The organism is Chryseobacterium sp. GW821-FHT04C04 (assembly GCF_059420365.1).
The window spans coordinates 1296754-1320545 of sequence record NZ_JBWKTO010000001.1; the positions used below are offsets into that span (position 1 = coordinate 1296754).

At 35.0% G+C, this 23792-nt stretch carries 24 protein-coding genes, 4 tRNA genes and 1 pseudogene; 19 read left to right on the forward strand and 10 right to left on the reverse strand.

The features are described from left to right. Positions 1–7: 7 nt before the first annotated feature. The 12 genes and pseudogenes from AC07UM_RS05865 to AC07UM_RS05920 all read left to right on the forward strand — a co-directional run bounded on the left by AC07UM_RS05865 (position 8) and on the right by AC07UM_RS05920 (position 12827). On the forward strand, positions 8–1459 hold the full coding sequence (locus tag AC07UM_RS05865) for a bifunctional 2-methylcitrate dehydratase/aconitate hydratase (RefSeq protein WP_494684819.1): 1452 nt from the start codon (positions 8–10) through the stop codon (positions 1457–1459). A 65-nt stretch (positions 1460–1524) separates the two neighbouring features. Continuing rightward, the gene (locus AC07UM_RS05870) at positions 1525–3021 is read left to right on the forward strand and encodes a CoA-acylating methylmalonate-semialdehyde dehydrogenase (protein WP_494684820.1); all 1497 of its coding nucleotides are present in this window, start codon (positions 1525–1527) and stop codon (positions 3019–3021) included. Between the two features lie 6 nt (positions 3022–3027). Next, complete coding sequence (locus tag AC07UM_RS05875) at positions 3028–4185, forward strand: acyl-CoA dehydrogenase family protein (protein ID WP_494684821.1); 1158 nt, start codon at positions 3028–3030, stop codon at positions 4183–4185. Between the two features lie 15 nt (positions 4186–4200). Next, entirely contained in the window at positions 4201–5310 is a 1110-nt protein-coding gene (locus AC07UM_RS05880; RefSeq protein ID WP_494684822.1) for an enoyl-CoA hydratase/isomerase family protein, read from the forward strand. Between the two features lie 2 nt (positions 5311–5312). Next, positions 5313–6197 (forward strand): 3-hydroxyisobutyrate dehydrogenase, encoded by an 885-nt coding sequence (gene mmsB / locus AC07UM_RS05885; protein WP_494684823.1) that lies wholly within the window; start codon positions 5313–5315, stop codon positions 6195–6197. Between the two features lie 2 nt (positions 6198–6199). Beyond that, entirely contained in the window at positions 6200–6982 is a 783-nt protein-coding gene (locus AC07UM_RS05890) for an enoyl-CoA hydratase/isomerase family protein (protein ID WP_494684824.1), read from the forward strand. A gap of 6 nt (positions 6983–6988) precedes the next feature. Next, positions 6989–7628, forward strand: a pseudogene (locus AC07UM_RS05895) (epoxyqueuosine reductase QueH). Continuing rightward, positions 7615–8571 (forward strand): alpha-glutamyl/putrescinyl thymine pyrophosphorylase clade 3 protein, encoded by a 957-nt coding sequence (locus AC07UM_RS05900; RefSeq protein ID WP_494684825.1) that lies wholly within the window; start codon positions 7615–7617, stop codon positions 8569–8571. Before AC07UM_RS05895 ends, AC07UM_RS05900 begins: the two are co-directional and overlap by 14 nt. Before the next feature lie 107 nt (positions 8572–8678). Next, positions 8679–9503 carry a 5'-nucleotidase, lipoprotein e(P4) family gene (locus AC07UM_RS05905; protein WP_494684826.1) on the forward strand — a complete coding sequence of 275 codons (825 nt, stop codon included), beginning with the start codon at positions 8679–8681 and terminating at the stop codon, positions 9501–9503. 372 nt (positions 9504–9875) lie between these two features. Further along, a complete protein-coding gene (locus AC07UM_RS05910; RefSeq protein ID WP_494684827.1) occupies positions 9876–11150 on the forward strand; it encodes an erythromycin esterase family protein in 1275 nt (424 codons plus the stop codon). Beyond that, positions 11150–12052, forward strand: coding sequence for an ABC transporter ATP-binding protein (locus AC07UM_RS05915; RefSeq protein ID WP_494684828.1), 903 nt, complete (start codon positions 11150–11152; stop codon positions 12050–12052). The genes AC07UM_RS05910 and AC07UM_RS05915 overlap by 1 nt, the downstream gene beginning before the upstream one ends. Then, positions 12045–12827 carry an ABC transporter permease gene (locus tag AC07UM_RS05920; RefSeq protein WP_494684829.1) on the forward strand — a complete coding sequence of 261 codons (783 nt, stop codon included), beginning with the start codon at positions 12045–12047 and terminating at the stop codon, positions 12825–12827. The genes AC07UM_RS05915 and AC07UM_RS05920 overlap by 8 nt, the downstream gene beginning before the upstream one ends. 89 nt (positions 12828–12916) lie before the next feature. On the opposite strand, the gene AC07UM_RS05925 is transcribed toward AC07UM_RS05920, so the two are convergent. From AC07UM_RS05925 to AC07UM_RS05970, 10 genes are all read right to left on the reverse strand, one after another. After that, entirely contained in the window at positions 12917–13438 is a 522-nt protein-coding gene (locus AC07UM_RS05925; protein ID WP_494684830.1) for a thermonuclease family protein, read from the reverse strand. Between the two features lie 126 nt (positions 13439–13564). Further along, positions 13565–14167: a hypothetical protein gene (locus tag AC07UM_RS05930; protein ID WP_494684831.1), complete on the reverse strand. Its 603-nt coding sequence runs from the start codon at positions 14165–14167 to the stop codon at positions 13565–13567. Further along, positions 14167–15129, reverse strand: a complete 963-nt coding sequence (locus tag AC07UM_RS05935; protein WP_494684832.1) for a T6SS effector amidase Tae4 family protein — start codon at positions 15127–15129, stop codon at positions 14167–14169. The genes AC07UM_RS05930 and AC07UM_RS05935 overlap by 1 nt, the downstream gene beginning before the upstream one ends. Before the next feature lie 61 nt (positions 15130–15190). Continuing rightward, complete coding sequence (locus AC07UM_RS05940) at positions 15191–15928, reverse strand: barstar family protein (protein ID WP_494684833.1); 738 nt, start codon at positions 15926–15928, stop codon at positions 15191–15193. A gap of 134 nt (positions 15929–16062) precedes the next feature. Then, positions 16063–16428, reverse strand: a complete 366-nt coding sequence (locus tag AC07UM_RS05945; protein WP_494684834.1) for a hypothetical protein — start codon at positions 16426–16428, stop codon at positions 16063–16065. A gap of 49 nt (positions 16429–16477) precedes the next feature. Further along, positions 16478–17116 carry a hypothetical protein gene (locus tag AC07UM_RS05950; protein ID WP_494684835.1) on the reverse strand — a complete coding sequence of 213 codons (639 nt, stop codon included), beginning with the start codon at positions 17114–17116 and terminating at the stop codon, positions 16478–16480. Between the two features lie 49 nt (positions 17117–17165). Beyond that, positions 17166–17504, reverse strand: a complete 339-nt coding sequence (locus AC07UM_RS05955; RefSeq protein ID WP_494684836.1) for a hypothetical protein — start codon at positions 17502–17504, stop codon at positions 17166–17168. Between the two features lie 20 nt (positions 17505–17524). Further along, positions 17525–17899, reverse strand: a complete 375-nt coding sequence (locus AC07UM_RS05960; RefSeq protein ID WP_494684837.1) for a hypothetical protein — start codon at positions 17897–17899, stop codon at positions 17525–17527. A gap of 46 nt (positions 17900–17945) precedes the next feature. Beyond that, positions 17946–18440: a hypothetical protein gene (locus AC07UM_RS05965; RefSeq protein WP_494684838.1), complete on the reverse strand. Its 495-nt coding sequence runs from the start codon at positions 18438–18440 to the stop codon at positions 17946–17948. 12 nt (positions 18441–18452) lie between these two features. Beyond that, positions 18453–19049, reverse strand: a complete 597-nt coding sequence (locus AC07UM_RS05970; protein WP_494684839.1) for a hypothetical protein — start codon at positions 19047–19049, stop codon at positions 18453–18455. Positions 19050–19237: 188 nt separating this feature from the next. Here AC07UM_RS05970 and AC07UM_RS05975 point away from each other — a divergent pair. The 7 genes from AC07UM_RS05975 to AC07UM_RS06005 all read left to right on the forward strand — a co-directional run bounded on the left by AC07UM_RS05975 (position 19238) and on the right by AC07UM_RS06005 (position 23745). Beyond that, positions 19238–19312 (forward strand) — tRNA-Pro (locus tag AC07UM_RS05975). Between the two features lie 33 nt (positions 19313–19345). After that, positions 19346–19419: transfer RNA gene (locus AC07UM_RS05980), tRNA-Arg, on the forward strand. Between the two features lie 512 nt (positions 19420–19931). Further along, a tRNA-Pro gene (locus tag AC07UM_RS05985) sits at positions 19932–20006 on the forward strand. A 32-nt stretch (positions 20007–20038) separates the two neighbouring features. After that, positions 20039–20112, forward strand: a tRNA-Arg gene (locus AC07UM_RS05990). 268 nt (positions 20113–20380) lie between these two features. Then, complete coding sequence (locus AC07UM_RS05995) at positions 20381–21193, forward strand: helix-turn-helix domain-containing protein (RefSeq protein ID WP_494684840.1); 813 nt, start codon at positions 20381–20383, stop codon at positions 21191–21193. A 73-nt stretch (positions 21194–21266) separates the two neighbouring features. Beyond that, positions 21267–22943, forward strand: coding sequence for an alpha/beta hydrolase-fold protein (locus AC07UM_RS06000; RefSeq protein ID WP_494684841.1), 1677 nt, complete (start codon positions 21267–21269; stop codon positions 22941–22943). Positions 22944–23145: 202 nt separating this feature from the next. After that, positions 23146–23745 (forward strand): TetR/AcrR family transcriptional regulator, encoded by a 600-nt coding sequence (locus AC07UM_RS06005; protein ID WP_494684842.1) that lies wholly within the window; start codon positions 23146–23148, stop codon positions 23743–23745. The last annotated feature ends 47 nt before the right edge of the window (positions 23746–23792 follow it).

Genomic DNA, 23792 nt, shown 5'->3' on the forward strand with positions numbered 1-23792 from the left:
AATAAAGATGTCATCACACATTTCAAACGAAAGACCACAACCAGATCAGGTATTAGTAGATATTGCAGACTATGTATTACACTATGAAATTAAAAATGAATTAGCCTGGAAAACAGCTCATTATTGTTTATTAGATACCATCGGATGCGGATTGGAAGCGTTGACTTATCCAGCATGTACTAAGCTTTTAGGACCTATTGTAAAAGGAACAGTAGTTCCGAATGGTGCTAAAGTTCCGGGTACACAATTTCAGTTAGATCCTGTACAGGCAGCTTTCAACATCGGTGCCATTATCCGTTGGCTGGATTTCAATGATACCTGGCTAGCTGCAGAATGGGGACACCCTTCCGATAACCTGGGAGGAATTTTAGCAACAGCCGACTGGCTTTCAAGAACCAATATTGCAGAAGGAAAATCTCCTTTAAAAATGAAGCAGGTTTTGGAGGCTATGATTATGGCTCATGAGATTCAGGGAGTTATAGCATTAGAAAATTCATTCAACAAAGTAGGGTTAGACCACGTATTATTGGTAAAACTAGCATCTACTGCCGTTGTCGGAAAATTAATAGGTTTGACCCGTGATGAGTTGATTAATGCCGTTTCATTAGCATTTGTTGACGGACAATCTTTAAGAACATATCGTCATGCTCCCAATACAGGAAGTCGTAAATCATGGGCGGCAGGAGATGCCACATCAAGAGCTGTACGTTTGGCATTAATTGCTAAAACAGGCGAAATGGGCTACCCATCTGTACTGACTGCCAAAACATGGGGTTTCTATGATGTGTCTTTCAAAGGAAATGAATTCAAATTCCAGAGAGATTATGGTTCTTATGTAATGGAAAATGTCCTGTTTAAAATTTCCTTCCCTGCAGAATTCCATTCCCAAACGGCTGTAGAAGCTGCAATGACTTTACATCACAAATTAAAAGAATCAGGAAAATCATCTGAAGACATCAAAAAAATAACAGTCCGTACCCACGAAGCATGCATTCGCATCATTGATAAAAAAGGACCATTAAACAATCCTGCTGACCGTGACCACGCTATTCAGTACATGCTGGCAGTTCCTTTGATTTTCGGAAGATTGACCGCAGCAGATTATGAAGATAACATAGCATCAGATCCAAGAATCGATATTCTTCGTGATAAAATTGAATGTGTAGAAGACGTACAATTCACTACGGATTATCATGATCCTGAAAAACGTTCCATTGCCAATGCTTTAACTCTAGAACTCAATGACGGAACTATTTTGGACGAAATCGTTGTAGAATATCCAATTGGTCACAAACGCAGAAGAGATGAAGGTATTCCGGAATTGATCAAGAAATATAAAGTAAATCTTGCCAGGATTTTCCCGGAAAAACAACAGAGAATTGTATTAGAAAACTCATTAGAATATGACACTCTGGTAAATCTCGATGTCAACGAGTTTGTTGATTTACTGGTAATTTAATAATAAAAAAGTTGAGAGTGAAAATGAAAACTCACTCTCAGCTTTTCACTCTCAATCTAAAAAACATGTCACAAAAAGTAAAAATATTAATCAACGGGGATTTTATAGAAAGTAAAGCTACAAACTATCTTCCCGTAGAAAACCCTGCTACACAAGAAATTCTTGCAGAAGTCCCTCTGACTGAATTGTCTGAAATAGACCAAGCCATAGAAGCAGCTAAAGAAGCCTTCAAAATATGGAAAGAGATTGCTACTCCGGAAAGAGCAAGATTCTTTCTAAAATACCAGCAGCTTTTAAAGGAAAATCAAAAAGAAATTGCCGAAATCCTTTCCAAAGAAAATGGAAAAACTTTTCCTGATGCAATGGGAGATGTATGGCGCGGAATTGAAGTCGTAGAACATGCCTGCAATATTCCGACGCTCATGATGGGAGAAACGGTAGAAAATGTTGCAAGAGGTGTTGATACCTACAGCTATATCCAGCCACTGGGTGTTTGTGCAGGAATTACCCCTTTCAACTTTCCGGCAATGATCCCTTTATGGATGTTCCCTATGGCCATCGCATGTGGAAATACCTTTATCCTGAAACCTTCCGAGCAAACCCCTATGACCTCAATGAAAATGGCAGAATTATTTTTACAGGCAGGTTTTCCTAAAGGTGTATTGAATATTGTTCACGGGTCAAAAGATCAGGTAAATCATATTCTGAACCACCCGGAAATCAAAGCTATTTCGTTTGTAGGTTCCGTTCCTGTTGCAGAACATGTTTATCGTACAGGGACAGATAACCTGAAAAGAGTTCAGGCTTTTGGCGGGGCAAAAAACCACATGGTAGTCATGCCGGATGCCAATAAAGAACAAGTTATTAACAACTTGGTAGGAGCTTCCTGCGGAGCGGCCGGCCAGCGTTGTATGGCAATCAGTGTCGCTGTTTTGGTGGGTGAAGCTCAAAATTGGGTAGACGATATCAAAAAAGCTCTAAGCACCATTAAACCGGGAGTCTGGTCTGATGAAACTGCGGCATTTGGCCCACTGATTAATAAACAGTCAAAAGATAAAGTTTTAAGATTGATCCAAAGTGCGTATGATCAGGGTGCTGAAGTATTACTGGATGGCAGTGATTATAAAGTAGAAGGCTATGAAAACGGATATTTTGTAGGTGCAACTTTGTTCAATAATGTATCAACAGATATGGACATTTATAAAGAAGAGATTTTCGGACCTGCTTTATTACTGTTAAAGGCGGAAACATTAGATGAAGCCATTAAAATAATCAATGCAAACCCTTACGGAAACGGAACTTCCATTTTCACCAATTCAGGAGCGGCAGCAAGAAAATTTCAGCACGAGATTGAAGTGGGACAAATTGGTGTAAATCTTCCGATTCCTGTTCCATTACCATTTTTCTCTTTTACAGGATGGAGAAAATCTTTCTTTGGTGATCTGCATTCTTACGGCAAGCAAGGTGTTCGTTTTTATACGGAAACCAAAACCATTACAGCCCGTTGGTTTGAAGAAGATATTCCTGCAGGTGATTTGAATATGACGATCAGTTTAAAATAATTTTCCATGGAATTTAACCTAAATGAAGATCAACTGGCGTTTCAGGACGCAGCAAGAAAATTTGCTGAAAAAGAACTGGCACCTTATGCTTCGGAATGGGATGCTCAAAAGATATTCCCAAGAGAAGCAATTGCCAAAGCCGGAGCATTAGGTTTTTGTGGCGTTTACACCAGTGAAGATGCAGAAGGTTTGGGATTATCACGATTAGATGCCACCATTATATTTGAAGAACTGGCAGCGGCCTGTCCTTCTACGACTGCCTACATTACGATACACAATATGGTCTCATGGATGATTGATGAATTTGGGAATGATGAGATCAAAAAGCAACTTTGCCCGGGATTGGCTTCAGGAAAATTATTAGGATCCTATTGCCTTACAGAACCGGGTTCAGGTTCAGATGCGGCAGCCTTAAAAACAACCGCCGTAAAAGCAGATAACCAATATATTATTAACGGGACTAAAGCATTTATTTCCGGGGCAGGCGAAAGTGATATACTCATTGTCATGGCCCGTACAGGAGATTCCGGGTCCAAAGGGATTAGTGCTTTTATTGTACCTGCTGATACTGAAGGGATCAGTTTCGGTGAGAAAGAGAAGAAACTGGGATGGAACACTCAGCCCACCCGATTTGTTTTCTTTGATCATGTGAAAGTAGATGAAAAAAACCTTTTAGGTGAATTGGGGCAAGGATTTAAAATAGCGTTGAAAGGCCTGGACGGCGGACGTATCAACATCGGAACATGTTCTGTAGGAGCCGCACAGGGAGCCATCAATCAGGCCCGAAAATATATGCACGAAAGACTGCAGTTCGGAAAATCACTGGCGCAATTTCAGTCGATGCAATTTAAGATCGCTGATATGGCAACAGAATTGGTTGCCGCCCGGCAAATGGTACATTTAGCTGCTTTCAAATTAGATTCCAAAGATCCCAATGCCACGACTTACTGTGCCATGGCAAAACGTCTGGCCACCGATATGTGCTTTAATATCTGTAATGAAGCATTGCAAATATTGGGCGGATACGGATGTACCCAGGATTTTCCGGTAGAACGCCTTATGCGTGACGCCAGAATTCATCAGGTGGTAGAGGGAACCAATGAAATTATGAAACTGGTGATTTCAAGAAAGATTTTAGAGGAAGGGGAAACACAAATCCGTTAATTCAAAAAATTAAAAATGAGCGTAATACTAACAGAAATAAAAAATAAAGTCGGAATTATCACCCTGAATTCCGAAAAAACACTCAATTCTCTTTCATTAGAAATGATTGAAGAATTGAAAACCGTTTTGGAAGACTGGAAAACATCCGATGAAGTAGTCTGCTTATTCATCCAGGGAGCAGGTGAAAAAGCCCTCTGCGCCGGAGGAGATGTAAGAAAGCTGCACGATACTATTATTGAACAACAAAGCATTGATGGGACAAAGGTACCTCAGCAATGTTTTGATTTCTTTTCAAAGGAATATCAGGTAGATTATATGATTCATACGTATCCGAAGCCGATCATTGTTTGGGGGCACGGAATTGTCATGGGTGGCGGAATCGGAATTATGGTCGGAGCATCACACCGGATTGTTACAGAAAGAAGCAAACTGGCAATGCCGGAAATCACCATTGGTTTATATCCGGATGTAGGAGGAACCTGGTTTTTAAATAAAATGCCCTCAGCCTATGGAATTTATTTAGGATTAACGGGAGCAAGATTAGACGGTGCAGACTGTAAGTTTCTGGGATTGGCAGATTATTATATTTCGTCTTCTGCAAAAGAAATCATCCTTGGTGCTCTTGAAAAAGCTCAATGGAATGGAAATAATCATCAAACCGTTTCTGCTATCCTGGAAAAAATTTCTAAAGGAACAGATATTCCGGAATCACAGGCACAGATACACCATTCCTTCATTAAACAATTTGAAAATGTTAATTCTTTAGAAGAATTCAGAGAAGTACTTGTCAGTTATCCTGACAAAGATGATTGGATCAATCATGGATTTAAAAGTTTTGAAGCAGGCTCTCCAAGTTCTGCTAATATCATCTTCAGACAATTGAAGCAAGGTGAAAATGCAAGTTTGGAAGAAGTATTTCAATCCGAGCTGAACCTGTCCTGTCAATGCTGCATACATCCTGATTTTGCAGAAGGCGTAAGAGCTTTATTGGTAGATAAAGACCTATCTCCACAATGGCATCCGGCTACATTAAATGATGTTACCAGAGAATGGGTAGACCGTTATTTTACTCCGCTTTGGTCTCACGAAGAACATCCATTAAAAAATTTAGGAAAAAAAGAATAAATATGGCGAACATAGCATTTATAGGATTAGGAAATATGGGTGGGCCAATGGCCGCAAACCTGGTAAAAAACGGTCACAACGTTATTGGATTTGACCTTTCCAGCACTGCTTTAGAAACATTGGTTTCTGCAGGCGGACACATCTCCGATTCAGCTTTATCAGCATCTAAAGACGCAGATGTGGTGATCTCCATGCTTCCATCAGGCAAACACGTTGCTGAACTCTATTCTGAAGAATTCATCAGCCAGCTGAAGCCTGATACCTTATTGATTGACAGCAGTACGATTGATGCTGTTACCGCCCGCTCTGTTGCTCAGCTGGCAGTTTCAAAAGGCTGTAAAATGATTGATGCACCCGTTTCCGGAGGTACCGCAGGAGCTCAGGCAGGAACCTTGACTTTTATTGTAGGAGGTAAGACCAAAGACTATGAAAAAGCAAGACCGATATTAAAATGTATGGGACAGAATATTTTCCATGCAGGAGATTCAGGAGCGGGACAGGTTGCCAAAATCTGTAACAATATGTTATTAGCTGTACATATGATTGGAACCTCTGAAGCAATCAACTTGGGAGTCCGTCATGGTTTAGACCCTAAAATATTAAGTGAAATAATGCAGAAGAGCTCAGGCAGAAACTGGTCGCTGGAAGTCTACAATCCCTATCCCGGAGTAATGGAAAACGCTCCCGCTTCAAGAGAATATTCGGGAGGTTTTGCAGTAGACTTAATGACAAAGGATTTAGGATTGGCTGCAGAAGCAGGACTGGAAACCAGAACCTCTACTCCATTGGGAAATGCTGCTTTAAACCTCTATAGAATATGGAGTGAAGCCGGAAATGGTACAATCGATTTTTCAAGCATTATTCAACTCTTAAACAAACATCAATAATCATGAATTTTGAAACATTACTATATCAGCAGGAAGGACATATCGGTACATTAACCATTAACCGTCCACAAGCTTTGAATTCTTTGAATGAAACGGTTTTAAAAGAACTGAAATCATTTGCCGATCAAATCAAATTGAACAAAGATATTCGTGTTTTGATCATTACCGGATCAGGCGAAAAGGCTTTTGTTGCAGGAGCTGATATCAAAGCAATGCAGGGCATGACCCCAAAAGAAGCAACAGAGTTCTCGATTATGGCTCAAACCGCTTTCAATTCCATTGAAGAACTACCGTTCGCTGTTATAGCAGCCGTAAATGGTTTTGCCTTGGGTGGCGGCTGTGAACTGGCTCTGTCTTGTGATATTATTCTGGCAAGTGAAAAAGCAAAGTTCGGATTACCGGAAGTAACCCTTAGCCTATTACCTTGTTTTGGGGGGACCCAGCGTCTGCCAAGAGCCATCGGATTGTACAAAGCAAGGGAAATGGTATTTTCCGGTGAATTCTATTCAGCAGAAGCTTGTAGAGAATTTGGATTTGTAAACCGTGTTATTACCCCTGAAGAGCTATTAAATGAAGCTAACAAACTAGCGGTAACGATTGCCTCAAGAGGTCCTGTAGCGGTAGCAAAAGCAAAACAATCATTGAATACAGGTAACGAATTACATATTACAGAAGGCTTACAACAGGAGGCCGTTTTATTCGGAGAATTATTTGATACACAAGACCACAACGAAGGTATTGGGGCATTTATAGAAAAAAGAAGTCCGGATTTTAAAGGAGAATAATAAAAAATGAATTTTGAAAGAGAGAAATTAGTGTTGCCGGAAGGTGGTAAAAAGCTTCTTCTGCATTCCTGCTGTGCTCCTTGTTCTGGAGAGGTCATGGAAGCAATAATCGCTTCGGATATTGACTTTACTATTTTTTTCCATAATCCCAATATTCATCCAAAGAAAGAATATGAATTAAGGAAAGAAGAAAATATCCGTTTTGCAGAAAAGCATACCATTCCTTTTGTTGACGCTGATTATGATGTTGACAATTGGTTTACCAGAGCCAAAGGGATGGAATGGGAACCTGAGAGGGGAATCCGATGCACCATGTGTTTTGATATGCGCTTTGAGCGTACTGCATTATATGCCTACGAAAACGGATTTGACATTATTTCCAGTTCATTGGGAATTTCCCGATGGAAAAATATGGAACAAATCAACAATTCCGGTATACAAGCAGCCAGCCATTATGAAGGAATTACATACTGGACGTATAAAAGGCGGCTCAAAACGAATGCTGGAAATAAGTAAAGAAGAAGAAGAATTCTACATGCAGGAATATTGTGGCTGCGCTTATTCTTTACGGGATACCAACAAATGGAGACTAGAAAATGGAAGAGAGAAAATAAAATTGGGTGAAAAATATTATGGAAAAGAATGAGAAGGTATTATGGGGTGAATCTGGATTACAACTGGAACAAAAAATAAGGTCATTCCATCAGAATGTACACCCGATCAGTATAGGAAATAATGCAGAAGAGCTGAAATATTTTGTGTCGTTAATGACCTTTGAGGCCCATGAGATAAAAAAAGTATCGGAAACAATCAATCAACATTCTATTGATCAAAAATTTTCAGATCCTGGAAGTACATCATTTGATCCTTTACAATTAGCAGTTCAGTATTTTCAGAACGGCGAAACAGAGGACGCATGCTGGCTGCTGTTTTTATACTCCTATATTGGAAAACATCCCAATGATGAATGGAATCTGTTGAGAAAGATGTATTTCAACACTCGCAATAATGAGGTGTGGAAATGGGAAAATATAAGTACTCATTATGAGGTTTTTCAGGAATGGTTTTTGGAAAATATCCCTACCATAAAAAATAATGCAGGACTGGGAGAGCATCACAAATATTCTGAGCTGAGCGACTCCAAAGCAGTTGTCATATGCCGGGATATACAGGAATATATTATTTGGATACAGGAATTTGGAAACCATCATACCCTCCTATCCAATCAGGCAGAAATCACTCCTACTAAACTATTTCAGGAGCTGTATAGATCAATGGGTGCTAAAACCAGTTTTAATAAGCTTATTAAGTTTAAATATTTAAGTCTGTTAGGCATTCTTTCTATATTTCCTATTCAACCCGATCAGCCCTATCTGAATGATTTCATCTTATCCAGAAGAGGAGCACAGCATCTTTTTGAAAGTAAGAACCGCAAAAAAATTCCGGTTGAGAAATTGAATGCTCTCTTACTTTCATTACATCATTATTTGGAACTCAACCATGGCTTAGAAGTATTACAGAAAGTCTTGGCAAAATGGGGGAAAGAAAGATTTAAAGTAGAAAGACAAAATTTTAAAAGATATATTTGATTTTGTAGGAGGCTGGCATATTCTTATGACCGGTCTCCTTTTTACCTCTACAAATAGTTGTAATAAAAATCAAATTGTTATAATTTTGCTTTTCCTATTCAAATTCAATGAAAAATTTTAATCTCATTATCGCAAGCTGTTTCTTTATCTCGATATTATCGTGTACGTCAACAGCTCCAGTTTCAACAGCTTCCACCCAGAGCACGCCCTATCAAAACCTTGGTCGTGACGGAAAAATATATGCTGCATTTTATCAGCAAAGAGCGGCAGAATATGAAGCTCTATGTCTTCAGGCATACAATATTGCAAAACTCCGTCTGGATGAAGCTCTAGCTCAAAAATCAGAGAAACCTTTAGCAATCGTTTCAGACATTGATGAGACTTTTTTAGATAATTCTTATTACGCCATTGAACGTTCAAAGATGGGAAAGAATTACGATCAGAAAACATGGGAGGAATGGACGGCGAAAGGGATTGCCAAACCCCTTACAGGTTCTCAGGAATTCTATCAGTATGCTGCAAGCAAGGGGATTCAGGTTTTTTATGTAACCAATCGTATTGAGCAGGAACGTGAAGGAACCCTGAAGAATTTAAAGAAATACAATTTCCCTGTTCAAAATGATACCAATCTTATTCTGAGATCAAAAGAAAGCAGTAAAGAAAACCGTAGAAAAGATATTGCTAAAAATTATAATATTGTTTTACTGTTAGGAGATAATCTTGCCGACTTCTCAGCTATATTTGACAAAAAATCGGAAACAGAAAGATCTGCTGCTGTGAAAAATTCAGCAGATGATTTCGGTAAAAAATTCATTATCATTCCCAATGTAGGTTACGGAGACTGGGAATCTTCATTTTATAATTACAAATATGATTATACCGATCAGCAAAAAGATTCGATGATGTATGATGCTGTGAAATCTAATCCTTAAACAATACTTTTCAATTTCCTATTAAGTTCTTATAACCAAGAACTGGAGAATTCGATCAAGCTTACAAACCTCACAACTTTGCTGTGAGGTTTTTTTATAAATTTTCATACATAACACTTCCCTATTCTTTCCTTTATAAGAGTTAGCTATCTGTCTGACTTATTTTTTGAGACAACTTTTATTTTTCATGCAATAGAAGATCAGAATATATCCCAACATCAGGACAAAAGTGACGAAATGACACTGTTTTATTTATGGCATTATTTTCGACCTAACAGTAAATAGTTTTCATAAAAAACAAATATTTACTATTATATTTAAAGCCAAACAAAATAGTAAATAGATATTCAATAACTGTGTAATTTTGAATGGATGAAAAAGATATTTTACATTTTTATAATTTCTGTTGCTGCAATTTTAATTCTGAATACCATTGTTTTCAAAGAAATTCCCGAAAAAGAAAAACAGGAACTTCTGAAGGATGTCCGGCAATACAAGCATACCATCAACAGTATTTCTATGGAATACCCGGATGACAGCGACCTGAAGATTCTGGATTCTGTACTTAAGGACAACAGAATTGTAATGCTCGGAGAAAATGTTCACGATGACGGAGCTACCATGCAAGCCAAAAGCAGGATGATAAAATATCTTCATGAGAATCTGGGATATCATGTTGTACTCTATGAAGCCGGGCAATATGACTCTTGGATCATGAATGAGGAAATGAAAAACCACAATATGAAAGTTCCTGTAGATTCTATTGGCGGGCTTGGTCTTTTTGAATTCTGGTGGAACAATAAGGAAACGCAACCCCTGATCAGCTATTATCAAAAAACGAAAACCTCAGCAAACCCAATAGAACTGGGTGGATTTGATATTCAGTTTTCAGGAGATGTTCTTAATGAGCGACGTGATAAACTGTTGAAAGGTTTTTTACATAAAAATGATATTGACCTCAAACGCTTTCCAATCCTGACTCAATATATTGATAAGCTTAATTATCTTATGTACGATGGTTTTGTTAAGAGAAACTTAACAGGAAACCAAAAAAAAGAACTCCTTACAGAGATCAGCCAGCTTGAACAGGCGGCTTTAAAGCTGAAAAAAAATCCTGAGAATGACATGTATGCCCGGTACGTGTACGACATGAGGAACAACTTTGATAAAAAATGGAAATATAAAGCCGGATCTATGCAGAGCATGCAGTTCAGAGATTCTTTGATGGCTAAAAATCTTATTCATCAAATCGATTCCGTTTATCAGGGCAAAAAAATAATCGTATGGAGCGCCAATATTCACACTTTTGCAAACAGATACAACAAAGGTTATCTGCCGTTGGGAGCCTATATCAAAAGTAAATATGGAAAGGCATCCTACATGATTGATTTTTCATCTTATGCCAAATTGAACACTACGAAAAATCTCATTGATAAACCGGGAAAATTGGCGATTGAAAATACATTTCATGCCATGAAAACTCCTTACTTTTTTATCAACTTAAGAACTATTCCGGAAAATTCTGTCTTAAAAAAGGAATTTGTATCCACCATTAATCAGGGAACAGACCAGAAAAAAGTCTGGAGCCAGTTTTTTGACGGAATATTTTACATCGATACCAATACTTTTTTAACACCCACGCAATAATGGAAAGCATTACAACTAAGGATCTCAACTATACGATAGGTTCTAAAACCATTCTGAACAATATCAATCTCAATATTCCTGAAGGCAGTATCTACGGGTATCTGGGGAGAAATGGAGCTGGAAAATCTACGACTATCAAACTTCTTTTAGGCCTTTTGGAATCCAAGGGAGACTCTATTTTTATTCAGAATAAAAGTTTAAAACAAAACCGGACAGAGATTCTTTCGAATACAGGAAATTTGATTGAATCACCTTGTTTCTATACCAAACTGACGGTTTTTGAAAATCTGAAATATCTGGATATTATCTATGGCAAAGGAAATAAAAGAATCGATAAGGTTCTGGAACTTGTAGATCTCCATAATGAAAAGAAAAAGAAGGCAAGCGCCCTGTCCATGGGGATGAAGCAGCGTTTGGGAATTGCCATGGCCATCTTTCATGATCCGAAACTATTGATTCTGGATGAGCCTCTCAACGGGCTTGATCCACAGGGAATTTTTGAAATGAGAAAACTTTTTCAGCATCTGAACGAAGAGGGAAAAACCATTTTTCTTTCGAGTCATATTTTGAGTGAACTTGAAAAAACGGCTACCCATATCGGAATTATTGAAGGTGGGGAAATGGTTTTCCAGGGGACAAAGAATGAACTTCTAAGCCAGGTTGAGAAAGAAGTTGTTCTGAAAGTGAATGATACCGAAAAAGCTTTATCTGTTCTCCAGGAATCTTTTTCTGCAGCTCTAAACAGTCCGAACAAAATCTCTGTAAAGATCAACGATGACAAAGAATTCAATGGACTCCTCTCGAAGCTGATTCAAAACAACATTGAGGTCTATGATATAGAATCTCAAAGCACCAATCTTGAGCAGATCTTCATTAATTTAATCTCTAAAAAACATGACTAATACCAATACTTTTTTAAAAGCTTTTTCATCTGAGCAATATAAACTTTCCAAAAACAAAGAGATTTTCGGAATATTACTTATCCCTGTTCTCATCATCTTTGCGGTTGCTTTCTATATTTCGTATGATGTCATCCGCTCAGGAATTGAAACCACAGAAGGAACCGTCAATCCATGGAAATCGACATTGGGAAGAACTGTTTTTATGTTCTTTTATCTGCTATTTCCTATTTTGGTTGCTCTTTTTGTACATGCCTGCTGTGATGTGGAATACCGAAATAATAATTATAAAATTCTTTTTACCCTTCCCGTCTCCAAGACGAAAATTTTTTTTTCAAAAGCAGTATTTATACAACTTACTGTTTTTTTCTCTACCCTTTTATCTTATCTCGCTTTACTTTTAAGCGGATATCTTTTAGGCATTGCTTTTCCACAGCTTGGATTTCAGAATTATGACTTCAGGGAAGTGCTGTTTTATGTTTTCCTGAAATTTTTCATTACCCTTTCTGCGATCTCAATGGTACAGCTTACGTTAAGTCTTCTTTTCAAAAACTTTATTTATCCTATCGGATTTGGAGTATTCATGCTGCTCTTTACTACGATTATTCATGAGAAAGAATCCGCTGATTTTTTGATTTATATCGGAGGGTACAGATCAATGGAGAATTTCCTGAACGAAAATATTGCTTTTGAAAGAATGGATTATGTTAACATAGCCTCTATATTGATATTCATGGCTGCCAGTTTTTATCTTTTTATAAGGAAGAAAGGGGGATAAAAGGATGGAAGATAGGAGCTGGAGGATGGAAACCTATCAATGAATTGATTTCAATTAACTCCCATTTTCAAGCTTCCTTATCCGAGTATTTACGCAGCTCCTTTTACTTTTGTTTCGTTTTTGGATGCTTCGTATTTTTGTTTTCTAAGTTCACGCTTCATTTTTCTATATTCCCAGGGAGCTACAGCATTAGCATCCTGCCAAAGACCGGCTTTTCTATACTGTGCATTTTCCTGAAGCTTCCCCAAAGAAGTATCTTTAGAGTAAGAGAAATACCACCATCCCAATCCAGCTTTGATAAGCTCTTTGGAAAGGTATTTTCCATTGTCATAATACACTTTCGCAATAGACCTTCCATAACGGTCTGTAGTGGTTTCAACAAAACTTACCGTTTTCCCAAATACCTGGGCAGAAGTAAACTGTTTAGCATTTTTCCCAAACGCTTGTCCACTTTCCGGACAGTCGACTTCAGCCAGTCTGATTTTTTTTTGTTGATTGCCTTTAAGCAGTAAAGTAATGGTATCTCCGTCTGAAATTTTGATCACTTTTCCGGTTGTCTGTGAGAATAGCAATACAGGGAAAAGTACGTACAGCAGCATTAATCGTTTCATGTGCCAAAGATAGGGATTCGTGGGGCTTGTTAATGAAAAAAACCTCGCAAAATGCGAGGTTTTTTTATGTCAAATTGAACTATTTGATTTTTTTTGCCTCAAAGTAAGGAGACTTTGCGGACCGAATTATTCAACATCCAATACTTTATGAACATCGTTAAAATTATACCAGCGTTCTTTTTTACCAGGATAATAGTAGTATAATTCATCCAAATATGTATCCTCTTTAAGAAAGGAAGTTCCTTTATTTATTGGTATTATATAATTGTCTAAATTATTAATGAGACTAATGTATTGACTGTAATTGTATTTAGTTTGTGAAGAAATCGTTTCGCATAGTATATTTTTATTGTCAATTCTATTACCATCATCGCTGATGCTTCCTCCACTTGAAGCATATTCCTGAATCAATTTCTTATTAAAAAAAGAGGCTAATTTTTGCACATCAATTGCTACGAAGAATAAATACCCTCCTTTTTTTAACAGTCGAGATAATTCATATAAATCTTTGGAAGAACTATCAAGTTTTTTTTCAGATCTACGTTCATCAAGAGTCAAAAAATTCTCTCTACAAAAACACCTTTTAGCCATTAAAAACTGTTGAAATGCTAAACTATCTTTTTTTAAAAATGTTTGCAATTTTTCATATTTGGTATTTCCGACATGAGTTTGTCCCCAAATTATCACATTAAATAGCAAAAAAACTACAACAATGAATTTTTTTTTCATCACTTACTTTGTTTATTATTTTGATCTGCAACGTACAAGTAAACAGTTTGAGCATCCTTTAGATACATGTGGCTGTTTCCACCTATAACTATCTTTCCATTATATATTGTTACGTGTCCTGTATAGCCTGCATCTTTCTTTGCAATCATAACAAAAGTGCCCTTTTTACCACCAAAAGCTTCCTGAACTTGTTCTTCAGAAGTTGGATTTTCCACTTTTATAATTTTGTCTTCATTTCCTTTATAAATTTTGTCTAATACTTTTTTAAATTGCCCTGCTGTTGACGTGATATTCAAATCTTTCATTTTACCAGACAATCCTTTAAAATCCGGTGTTAAATACTTTCCATACCCCATTTTATTATATGCTATAGAACCTCGTGTTGCGCATGCATTAGTCATATTAATTGGTCTTTGACCAACTAGCCTTAATACCTCATTATCTCTATCATATTTTTCACCATACACATAAGAAAATATATCCAAATTAGAGACTTCTCCATTTTTCCAGGTCATATCATCTTGTGTTTTAGGCCACTTATTATATAGTAAATCCCATTCTACCTGTTTTCCATTTGGATCTATATATCTAATTGGATTTTGATACGTATAAATATATGGGTTTAGATTTCCCCAGAAATATACTCCTTCATTATGCTGCCCATCACCATAAAACTGAGTCTCCATCACCGGATTGTAAATAGCTAATGGATCCACTCCATACCAAATACTTGCTCTCGGGTTATAATATCTTGCTCCGTAATAATACAGCCCTGTTTCTCTGTCAAGCTCTTTTGCATTGAACTTATATGGGTTATCATATACTCCTGTTTTCTGCTCCAGCATGGTCTCCCCGAACGGTAAATTTAAGAAAAACTGAGTACTCCTATCACTGCAATAAATAACATTACAAATGATAAAGACTATTCTTAAAGTACAAAACCTCACAAAATGCAAGGTCACTTATAATATTAAGTTATTTTTTTTGATCTTAAAGTCAGGAGACTTTGCGGAGCGGAGAATCTTAAAAGACTAAATGATCAATATAAATATTAAGACCTGCTCTTTTTAAAAGTTCTAAAGATGTTGCAAAATAGCTAACTCCCAAGGCATCTTCTATCGCTTGTACTGAATTGATATACAGATGAAATTTTTTCATGTCATTATTCACACTCACATCTATAGTATGATCATGAAGTGAGTCCAATCCATTTCCCATAAAACCTTTTTTTCCAAAAAACAATTCACCTAAATAACAGAAAAAATCTTTGTCATCTTTAACAAGACTTCCATCCATTTTCATGATGGTATTCTCTTTGCTCATTTTATAAAGACCGTGATTCCAAATAAAACAAGCCAGGATATAAGAGCTTTTAAGTTCTCTATTCTCAGACTTCTGCCAGTTAAAATCTGAATGATTAAACCAATCATAAAAAATTCTCATAAGATATTGATCATATCCCCTTCCTGTAATACTCATTTTATTAATCATAGTTCCATAAAGAATAATCCCATCTGGCTCACTATACTCCTCTTCAGTTAAAACATAGTCTATGATAAATCGGGTTTTATATAATATTCTTTTTAGACCTGCTTTATTGTAAATTTTTACGTTCAGCTTAATTTCAGGTTTTTCTAATTCCTCTAAAATAATGGATTTAACTTCAGGCTTAACCTTCAGCAATAATTTATCATTGACAATTTTCTTATCTCTAGTAAGATCTAAATAATCTATTTTATTATTATTTAAAAATATCTCCATTTTTATTTACTAAATTGTTTTTATTCCATAACCGACCTTATTCTTAGGATCTTATCCGGCAAAGTCTGCAATTTTGTATATAACAAAATTTGTGAAGCTGTCAGGTTTATTGGCATCAGCTAAAACAAGATAAATTATTGCCCCTCTAAACCAAATTTATCTCCATAATCAAATTTATCAATTTTATCAGAGTTTTTAATAACGATCTCTAAAGAGCCTTTTGGTTTTAGTATTGAATCTCCAACAGAAACCTTATCCCACCAATCTCTATAAACCAATATACTATCTTTATTGCCATACACCAAGAATGGTATATTGTGATTATCATAATTAATATACTTTTTGCTAACTATTGATTTTATTTCCTTTTCTCTCATTTCACCTAAAAAACCACCCTGCCTTTTTGAAGAAAACATAAGATTGTATAAAAACACAGTAGCAATAATAATCAACATGATTACTAAACTTCTATTTATTATTTCTAATCTTAAAAAATCCATTTTATATCCTTACAGAAACTATTTCTAACAGATTATATTTGTAATACTATCACCAGTTAAATGGCATGGCTACATAAGTATTTTCAAAAATATTTAAGGGCAAAGCTTCGGCTGTTTTTAAGCAGGTGTTGCCACTCTTCACAATACAGACTTTAAGTAATTCTCCACGATGATGATAGCCATTTAAAATTAATGCCTGAATACCTTCTTTATCTAAAATCCTGACAAATGCTTTGAGTTTATCAACTCTATCTGTTAATTCCAGACAACTTAAATCGATATCGGTAAAAGACATATGATTATCCGCCACAATTTGAACAAAATGTTGTCCGGTATCATATGCTGTCAGGTCTTTAAATTTTTTATCAGCAGCTGTAAGATCTATTTCCAGACAATCCAGATATACCTTTCTATCAGCTGATAAGTAGTTCTGAGTATGCAGCTTAGATTCTTTTGTGATCTCAATATTATTTCTTCTGAAAGCTCTTTTCCATTCATCTATTTTTATTAAAATATCTGTATCTGCATATTCCCATAAAAAAGAATAAACCTTTTGGCCAGGGAAAAGATCACCCATTTGAATTCCATATTCATGATTATAAAACAACCAGAAGCTATCGTAGTTCAATTCACTGTGTTTAAAAAAGTTTAAAAGGTAATAATGATGGATATCTTTATATTTCTTCATAAAAAATTAATGCTTTTTTTGGAGGGTATTTCTGTTTTTGCTGAAATAATTATAACTCCCAACAGCCAATATTGACAGGTAGAGAAGAATAATTTTCAACAAAAGCATCATGATCAAAACGATAAAAATAAAAGTCTTCCATATTAATCTCAATTTTATGGATCGTAATTTCCAGGTGTAAAAAAAATTCAACAAATTCTTTCACAAAATCATTGATATTAATTATTACACTCTCATCAGCATATAATCCTCCATTAATCTGATTGTCAGAATAACCACCTCCCCAATACACCGACCGATCTTCAATAAAAGCAATGAAACTGTCTACTACAAAAGTATCCGGTATATTTTCATGAATCGTAATTTTAAACTCAAATATATCCTTCATCCTTATTTTGGTTAATAATCCTATGTAGTATATAAATTTGAAATATCAAAGGGAAACTTTATATCTATGATATCCCAACTCTCTGCTTTTTTTAAAATAATATCCGAACCTACGAATAATGATTCTGTCTTCAATAAAAAAACATTGTCATTTTTATTGTTCTTTTCAAAAATCAGATTTATAATATTCCAATCACTTCTAGTAAAAATCTTCTTCTCTATTATATTTCCAATGTGTTTAAAAGATTCTTCATCTATTTTCACACAATAATATGTTTTCTCTCCATGGCTATTTTTCTGAATACAATTAAATATATACTCCTCATTTTCAAATGAAATAACCGACGTTATAATATCATCATACCAATCAATTATATGTAGTTTAGTAATGATCATGTCTTACTTAAGTTTAAAAATTTTATTTATAATCGACTTTTAATATTTATTGATCAGATTTTACCAGCTTCATAAAATCTTTATAGCCGATTTGTATATAAGAACTCTGGTGTGTTGTATAGTTGATTAAAAAACATTCATCACAATAATTATTGAATTTCGCAACATATTTTAAAACAGATCCATGATAAAATAATAAGATATGCTTATTCCCTGCCGGACAGTTTGGTCTTGGAAAATACACATCATATCTGGATTTAAACAGTATCGAATCAATTTTATGGCTCGGTTTCAGAGAATCTATAAGGGTAAAATTCAATTTTTCTATTTTCGGATAAAGAATACTATCTTGGTCAGATAATGTACTTTGATGAAGTTTATTCTTCCATGTATCAGAATCCCCAGACTTTTTATTGTACTTATACTCCTTAATATGATCGTATCCGTAGGAGCTTGAGTATTCCTTATTACAGGAAACAAGAAAACAAAACACTGCGAAAAGAGTGATAATAGAACTTAGAAATGATAACCCTAATTTCATAAATTTTAATGTTTACGGATTGATTTTAATGGTTGTAAAGACTTTTAAAAATACCTCTTTATTCTCTTCGCTGATGTCACTAACAATAATAGCCATTTTATTTTTGTGAACATTCACACTGTCAAAATGAATCCCGATGGATCCTTTATTCATTTTCTTAGGCAGCATAATCTGAGCCCTGTGCTTATTGATGGTATCGTAGTAATAATAATTAACGTTATAAATTCCATTTTTGTAATCTCTATCAGAATTATCAGATAAATAGGCTTTAACTTCTCTGTTATTCTTAAACTTTTCAAAAATTTCAGGTTCCACCGTAACCATATAATTATCTTCTTCAAAGGGTTTATAATCACCATAATAAATATAGCCAATACGTTTGTTTCCTGTATTGATGCTATATACCCTTGAATCTATGGCGTGTTCTTGCTTAACGGCAAATGATTCGGGTAAACTAAGAGATATATTGGCAATTTTATGGATTATAAATTTTTCATCCCTGCAACAAGAATACATCATCATCAAAAAACAACTGAGCAGAAGAAAATGAACTCCCGTTTTCAAAGCTGTTTTTTTATATTTTGGGATAAGAATGTTTAATGTGAACAAAAAAAGCGATTTTTTTTTAATCATTTTAAAAGTAGGCTAAATCAATGGTTATTAACAGGCTAAAGGTAATGAAAAAGGTTTCAAAAAAATTAATTAAAAAATTATCCTCCATTTTATTTTTTTATTAAAAAAAGAATTGCAAATTTGCAGCCCTAAAAACGAAGTAAAAACGTTATTGATGACACCTTCGGGGCGTAGCGTAGTCCGGTCATCGCGCCTGGTTTGGGACCAGGAGGTCGCAGGTTCGAATCCTGCCGCCCCGACTGTTTTTAGTAGTTTTCTCAAAACTACTTAATGGGTGCGTAGCTCAGCTGGATAGAGCATCTGCCTTCTAAGCAGACGGTCAAAGGTTCGAATCCTTTCGCGCTCACTTAAAAAAGACTTATTGGAAACAGTAAGTCTTTTTTGTTTTCATACAATACCAGAAAGCCTTTACAGCAAAAAAAAATACAGCATCCCGATTTGTAATCGGGACGGCAAAGGTTCGAATCCTTTCGCGCTCACTTAAAAAAGACTTACTGGAAACAGTGAGTCATTTTTGTTTTCATACAATACCAGAAAGCTTTTACAGCAAAAAAAATACAGCATCCCGATTTGTAATCGGGACGGCAAAGGTTCGAATCCTTTCGCGCTCACTTAAAAAAGACTTACTGGAAACAGTGAGTCATTTTTGTTTTTGCTGAATTCTGGGTAAGGGTCAGCCATTTTAGCAAGTGATAATAAAAAAATATAAGACTATGGTTTTTAAACAAGTATGGTTAATCAAAAAGGATTCATGAAAAATTAATTAAAAATTATTCTTTATTTTATTTTTTTATTTGAAAAAATATTATACCTTTGCAACCGCAAAAACGAAGTAAATATCGTTACTGATGACACCTTCGGGGCGTAGCGTAGTCCGGTCATCGCGCCTGGTTTGGGACCAGGAGGTCGCAGGTTCGAATCCTGCCGCCCCGACTGTTTTAGTAGTTTTCTCAAAATTACTTAATGGGTGCGTAGCTCAGCTGGATAGAGCATCTGCCTTCTAAGCAGACGGTCAAAGGTTCGAATCCTTTCGCGCTCACTTAAAGACTCACTAGAAATAGCGAGTCTTTTTTGTTTTTACTCCTTATTTAAAAAATCATACAAAATAGAGCATCCCGATTTTAATCGGGACAGCAAAGATTCGAATCCTTGGCCAGAAAGATGTCTTTTAGGACAAAACCTAATATTCACGTAACACAATCAATTACTTATTAAAAAAACACCTTACCTGGAAATTCTAAACTTACAAAAAGTGAAATTTTAAGTTAAAATATCTATTTTTATAAATGAGATTTATAGTATTTACAATGAAAGAAATATTTGAAACCTTCAAACCCAGGAATATACTGATAAAAAAATATGTGGATTATTATTATTTGGATGTAAAACCAAATAATAATATTAATGAATTTCAATGTTTTCCTCATTTTAACAATACAATATCGCTTTATAAATCTCATCTCCGATCTGAAAATGGTGAAATTATTTTTGAAAAAGGGGCAAAAACTTTACAAATCTTCACACCTATCCGCCAGAAACTTCTCAATGTAAAACAAATAGGAAGAGTCTATCGAATCGTAATTGTATTTCATCCTTTAGGAGTTCAACAGTTTTTCAAAGATCTTAATTTTACAGATTATATTACAACTTTTAACTTCTTCAAACAAAATGAGCTTAACCAAATATTCTCAACAATAAATCCTGATATATTAACAAATTCACTAGACAGATTTTTAGAAAAAAGATTTAAACATTTTGAGAATTCTATTTTGGATCCATCTATTCGATATATTTTTAACAATTGTGAAAGTTTTTCCGTTGCAAACCTTTCTGATACTATCGGAATAAGCAGACAACACCTCAACAGGAATTTTCAATCGCAATTGGGAATTTCCGTTAAAAAGTTCCACGAAATAGTACTTTTTAGAAGAACAGTCAATAATAAACTATTTGAAGAGCCCAAAAGAAACTTTACTGAACTGGCGCATGAGTTCAATTACAATGATCAATCACACCTTAATAAAATCTACAAAAATCTTACCGACAATTCCCCTAAAAGTTTTTTCGATAAAGGAACTGTTATAGGCACTCAAGGCACATTCTGGAGATTGCAATCATAATTAGCAATGTTCCATTTTTACAAGTTTCTGCCGATTATTATCTATAATTTTGTCTCATCGAATTTCAGGTTTTATGAGATATATTATATTATTTAGTTTACTTTCAATAAGCTTTCTCGCCAGCGGACAAGAAAATTATTCAGTATTGACACAAAAGGCATTGGAAACAATGTGGAAATCAAAAGATGAAGCAGGTTACAAAAAGGCACTGGATATGTATGAAGAGGCTTTTAAAATATATCCTGACAGCATTGATGGAACTGGACTTTACAAATCTTCTGTGATCGCATCAGAGTTGAAAGATTATGATAGAGCTTTTAAATATATTATTCCATTGGCGAAAATGCAGACTGATAAGGATGGCTTTCCCGGCTGGAGTTATGTCATTGGAGAGTCCGCAGAAAGTGAATATAAAAATTTACTTCAAGATCCAAGATGGAATGTTTTAAAACAAAATGCTATAAAAGATAAAGAAAAATTTTACATAGAATTAAAGAAAATTGAAGATGAGTTTTTCAAAACACAGAGTTATGATCTTGATAAGATCCAAAATGGGAAAATGCTGTATGAAAAAATAAAAAATTACAATCCATATTTACCGAAAAAGCAGTTGAATTACTCCATTACATTTAAAATAAATGATTCTGCAACAACTTCTTATCTTATTCATTTACCCCAACATTACAATCCACAAAATAAATATCCCCTACTCTTTTTTCTGCACGGCGCTGTTCGTAACAATGTCCTGTCAGATTACCAGATGGTTCAGGAAAATTTAGGTGGCTGGAACAGATTTTACACCAAATATGCAAATATAAATGATGTAATATTAGTATTTCCTAAAGGAGGCAAAAAATACAATTGGATGACCCCAGATAACGGTTTTTTTATGATACCGCAAATGCTGAAACAAATCAAGAAAACTATTAATATTGATGACAATAGGGTTTTTATTTCCGGGCATTCCAACGGAGCAACAGGTTCTTTCTCTTATTTAATGAAACAGCCTACACCATTTGCTGGCTTTTACGGATTTAATACCTATCCTAAAGTTTTCACTGGAGGAACTTTTGTAGAGAATATCAAAAATCACTCATTCATTAATTTCTCTACAGATAAAGATTACTATTATCCTCCCAATGCCAATGATGATCTTACAAAACTAATGAAAGGGATAAAAGCAGATTATAAAGACTATCGATACAATGGATTTCCTCATTGGTTTCCTCAATTTGGAGAATCTGAACCTGCATTTCAGATACTTTTTAAAGATTTGATGAACCGAAAAAGAAATCCCTTCCCTAAGGAAATTTCCTGGGAATTTGATGATGAGAAATATGGCAATATCGATTGGATATCGGATATAAAACTTGATACGCTACAAGTAAAAGCGCCTTGGCATAAAGAATTGAATTTTAAAATAACAAAATGGCTGAGTTATGATAAAAACGACAGTTTGATTGTCGAAAATGTTAATAAAAATGCCTTTGACCTCACAAGGAAATCCGGAAAAATAAAAGCAAAATATGAAAACAATATTTTCTATATTGAAACCTCTTGTATACAATCTTTTTCGATCAATCTTTCTCCTGAAATGATCGATCTTAACAAAAAAATTAAAGTTTATCTAAACGGAAAATTATATCACACTCAAAAAATAGATTATAATAAGAAATTTATACTTCAAAATTTTGAAAAATACAGAAATAAAGAGCAAGTCTGGATAAATTGGATAAATATAAAAACATAGTTAAGTCTAAAAAACAATCAAGGGTTCTTTTCAAAAAACAGGGATTAAAACTATTTCATCTATATTTCTATTCTCAGCAATAATAAATAAATTTTGTACTAAGATCATTTCATGATTCATTTTTAAACTATTAATTTATACAATTTGACAAAATTTGTTTTTATGTCAAAAATATATTATTTTTGTACTCATATTTCAGACAATGTCATCTCATACAGAACAAGATCAGCTTTCGCAACAAATCCTGGAGACCGCTTCCGGACTCTATCTGAAGTATGGATTGAAGAAAGTGACAATGGATGACATTTCGAAGGCTGTTGGCAAAAGCAGAACGTCTATTTATTATTACTATAAAAATCGTGAGGAGGTTTTTCAGGCGGTTCTGGAGAATTTGATCAAAGAAGTTATTTCTGAGATTGATGCCAATATGAAGAAATTAAAGACTTTTGAAGGAAAAATCCACGAGTTTTGTCTTGCCAAAGTAAAGACCTCAGAAGAAAGATCTTCATTTTTCAGGGCTATAGAAGCAGGAATGGACAATGAGGAAAAATCAAAGCATATTACTGATGCCCACAACCGAATGATGGAGGCTGAAAGGAATCTGCTGCTTACTTTATTTTCAACAAGTATGAACAATGGTGAAATTCCAAAAATTACCATTGAAGAACAGGAAACCATTGTCTTCATCCTTCAGAGCAGTATCAGGGGAATAAGGCGCGAAATGGGCTTAAAAAACAATTTTGAAAATTTGAACAATACAGTGAATACACTGACCTCTATGGTTATTAAACATATTGGTTAAAAATTTTTTGTCTCATTTTTGACATTTTTACATTATTTGTCAAATAG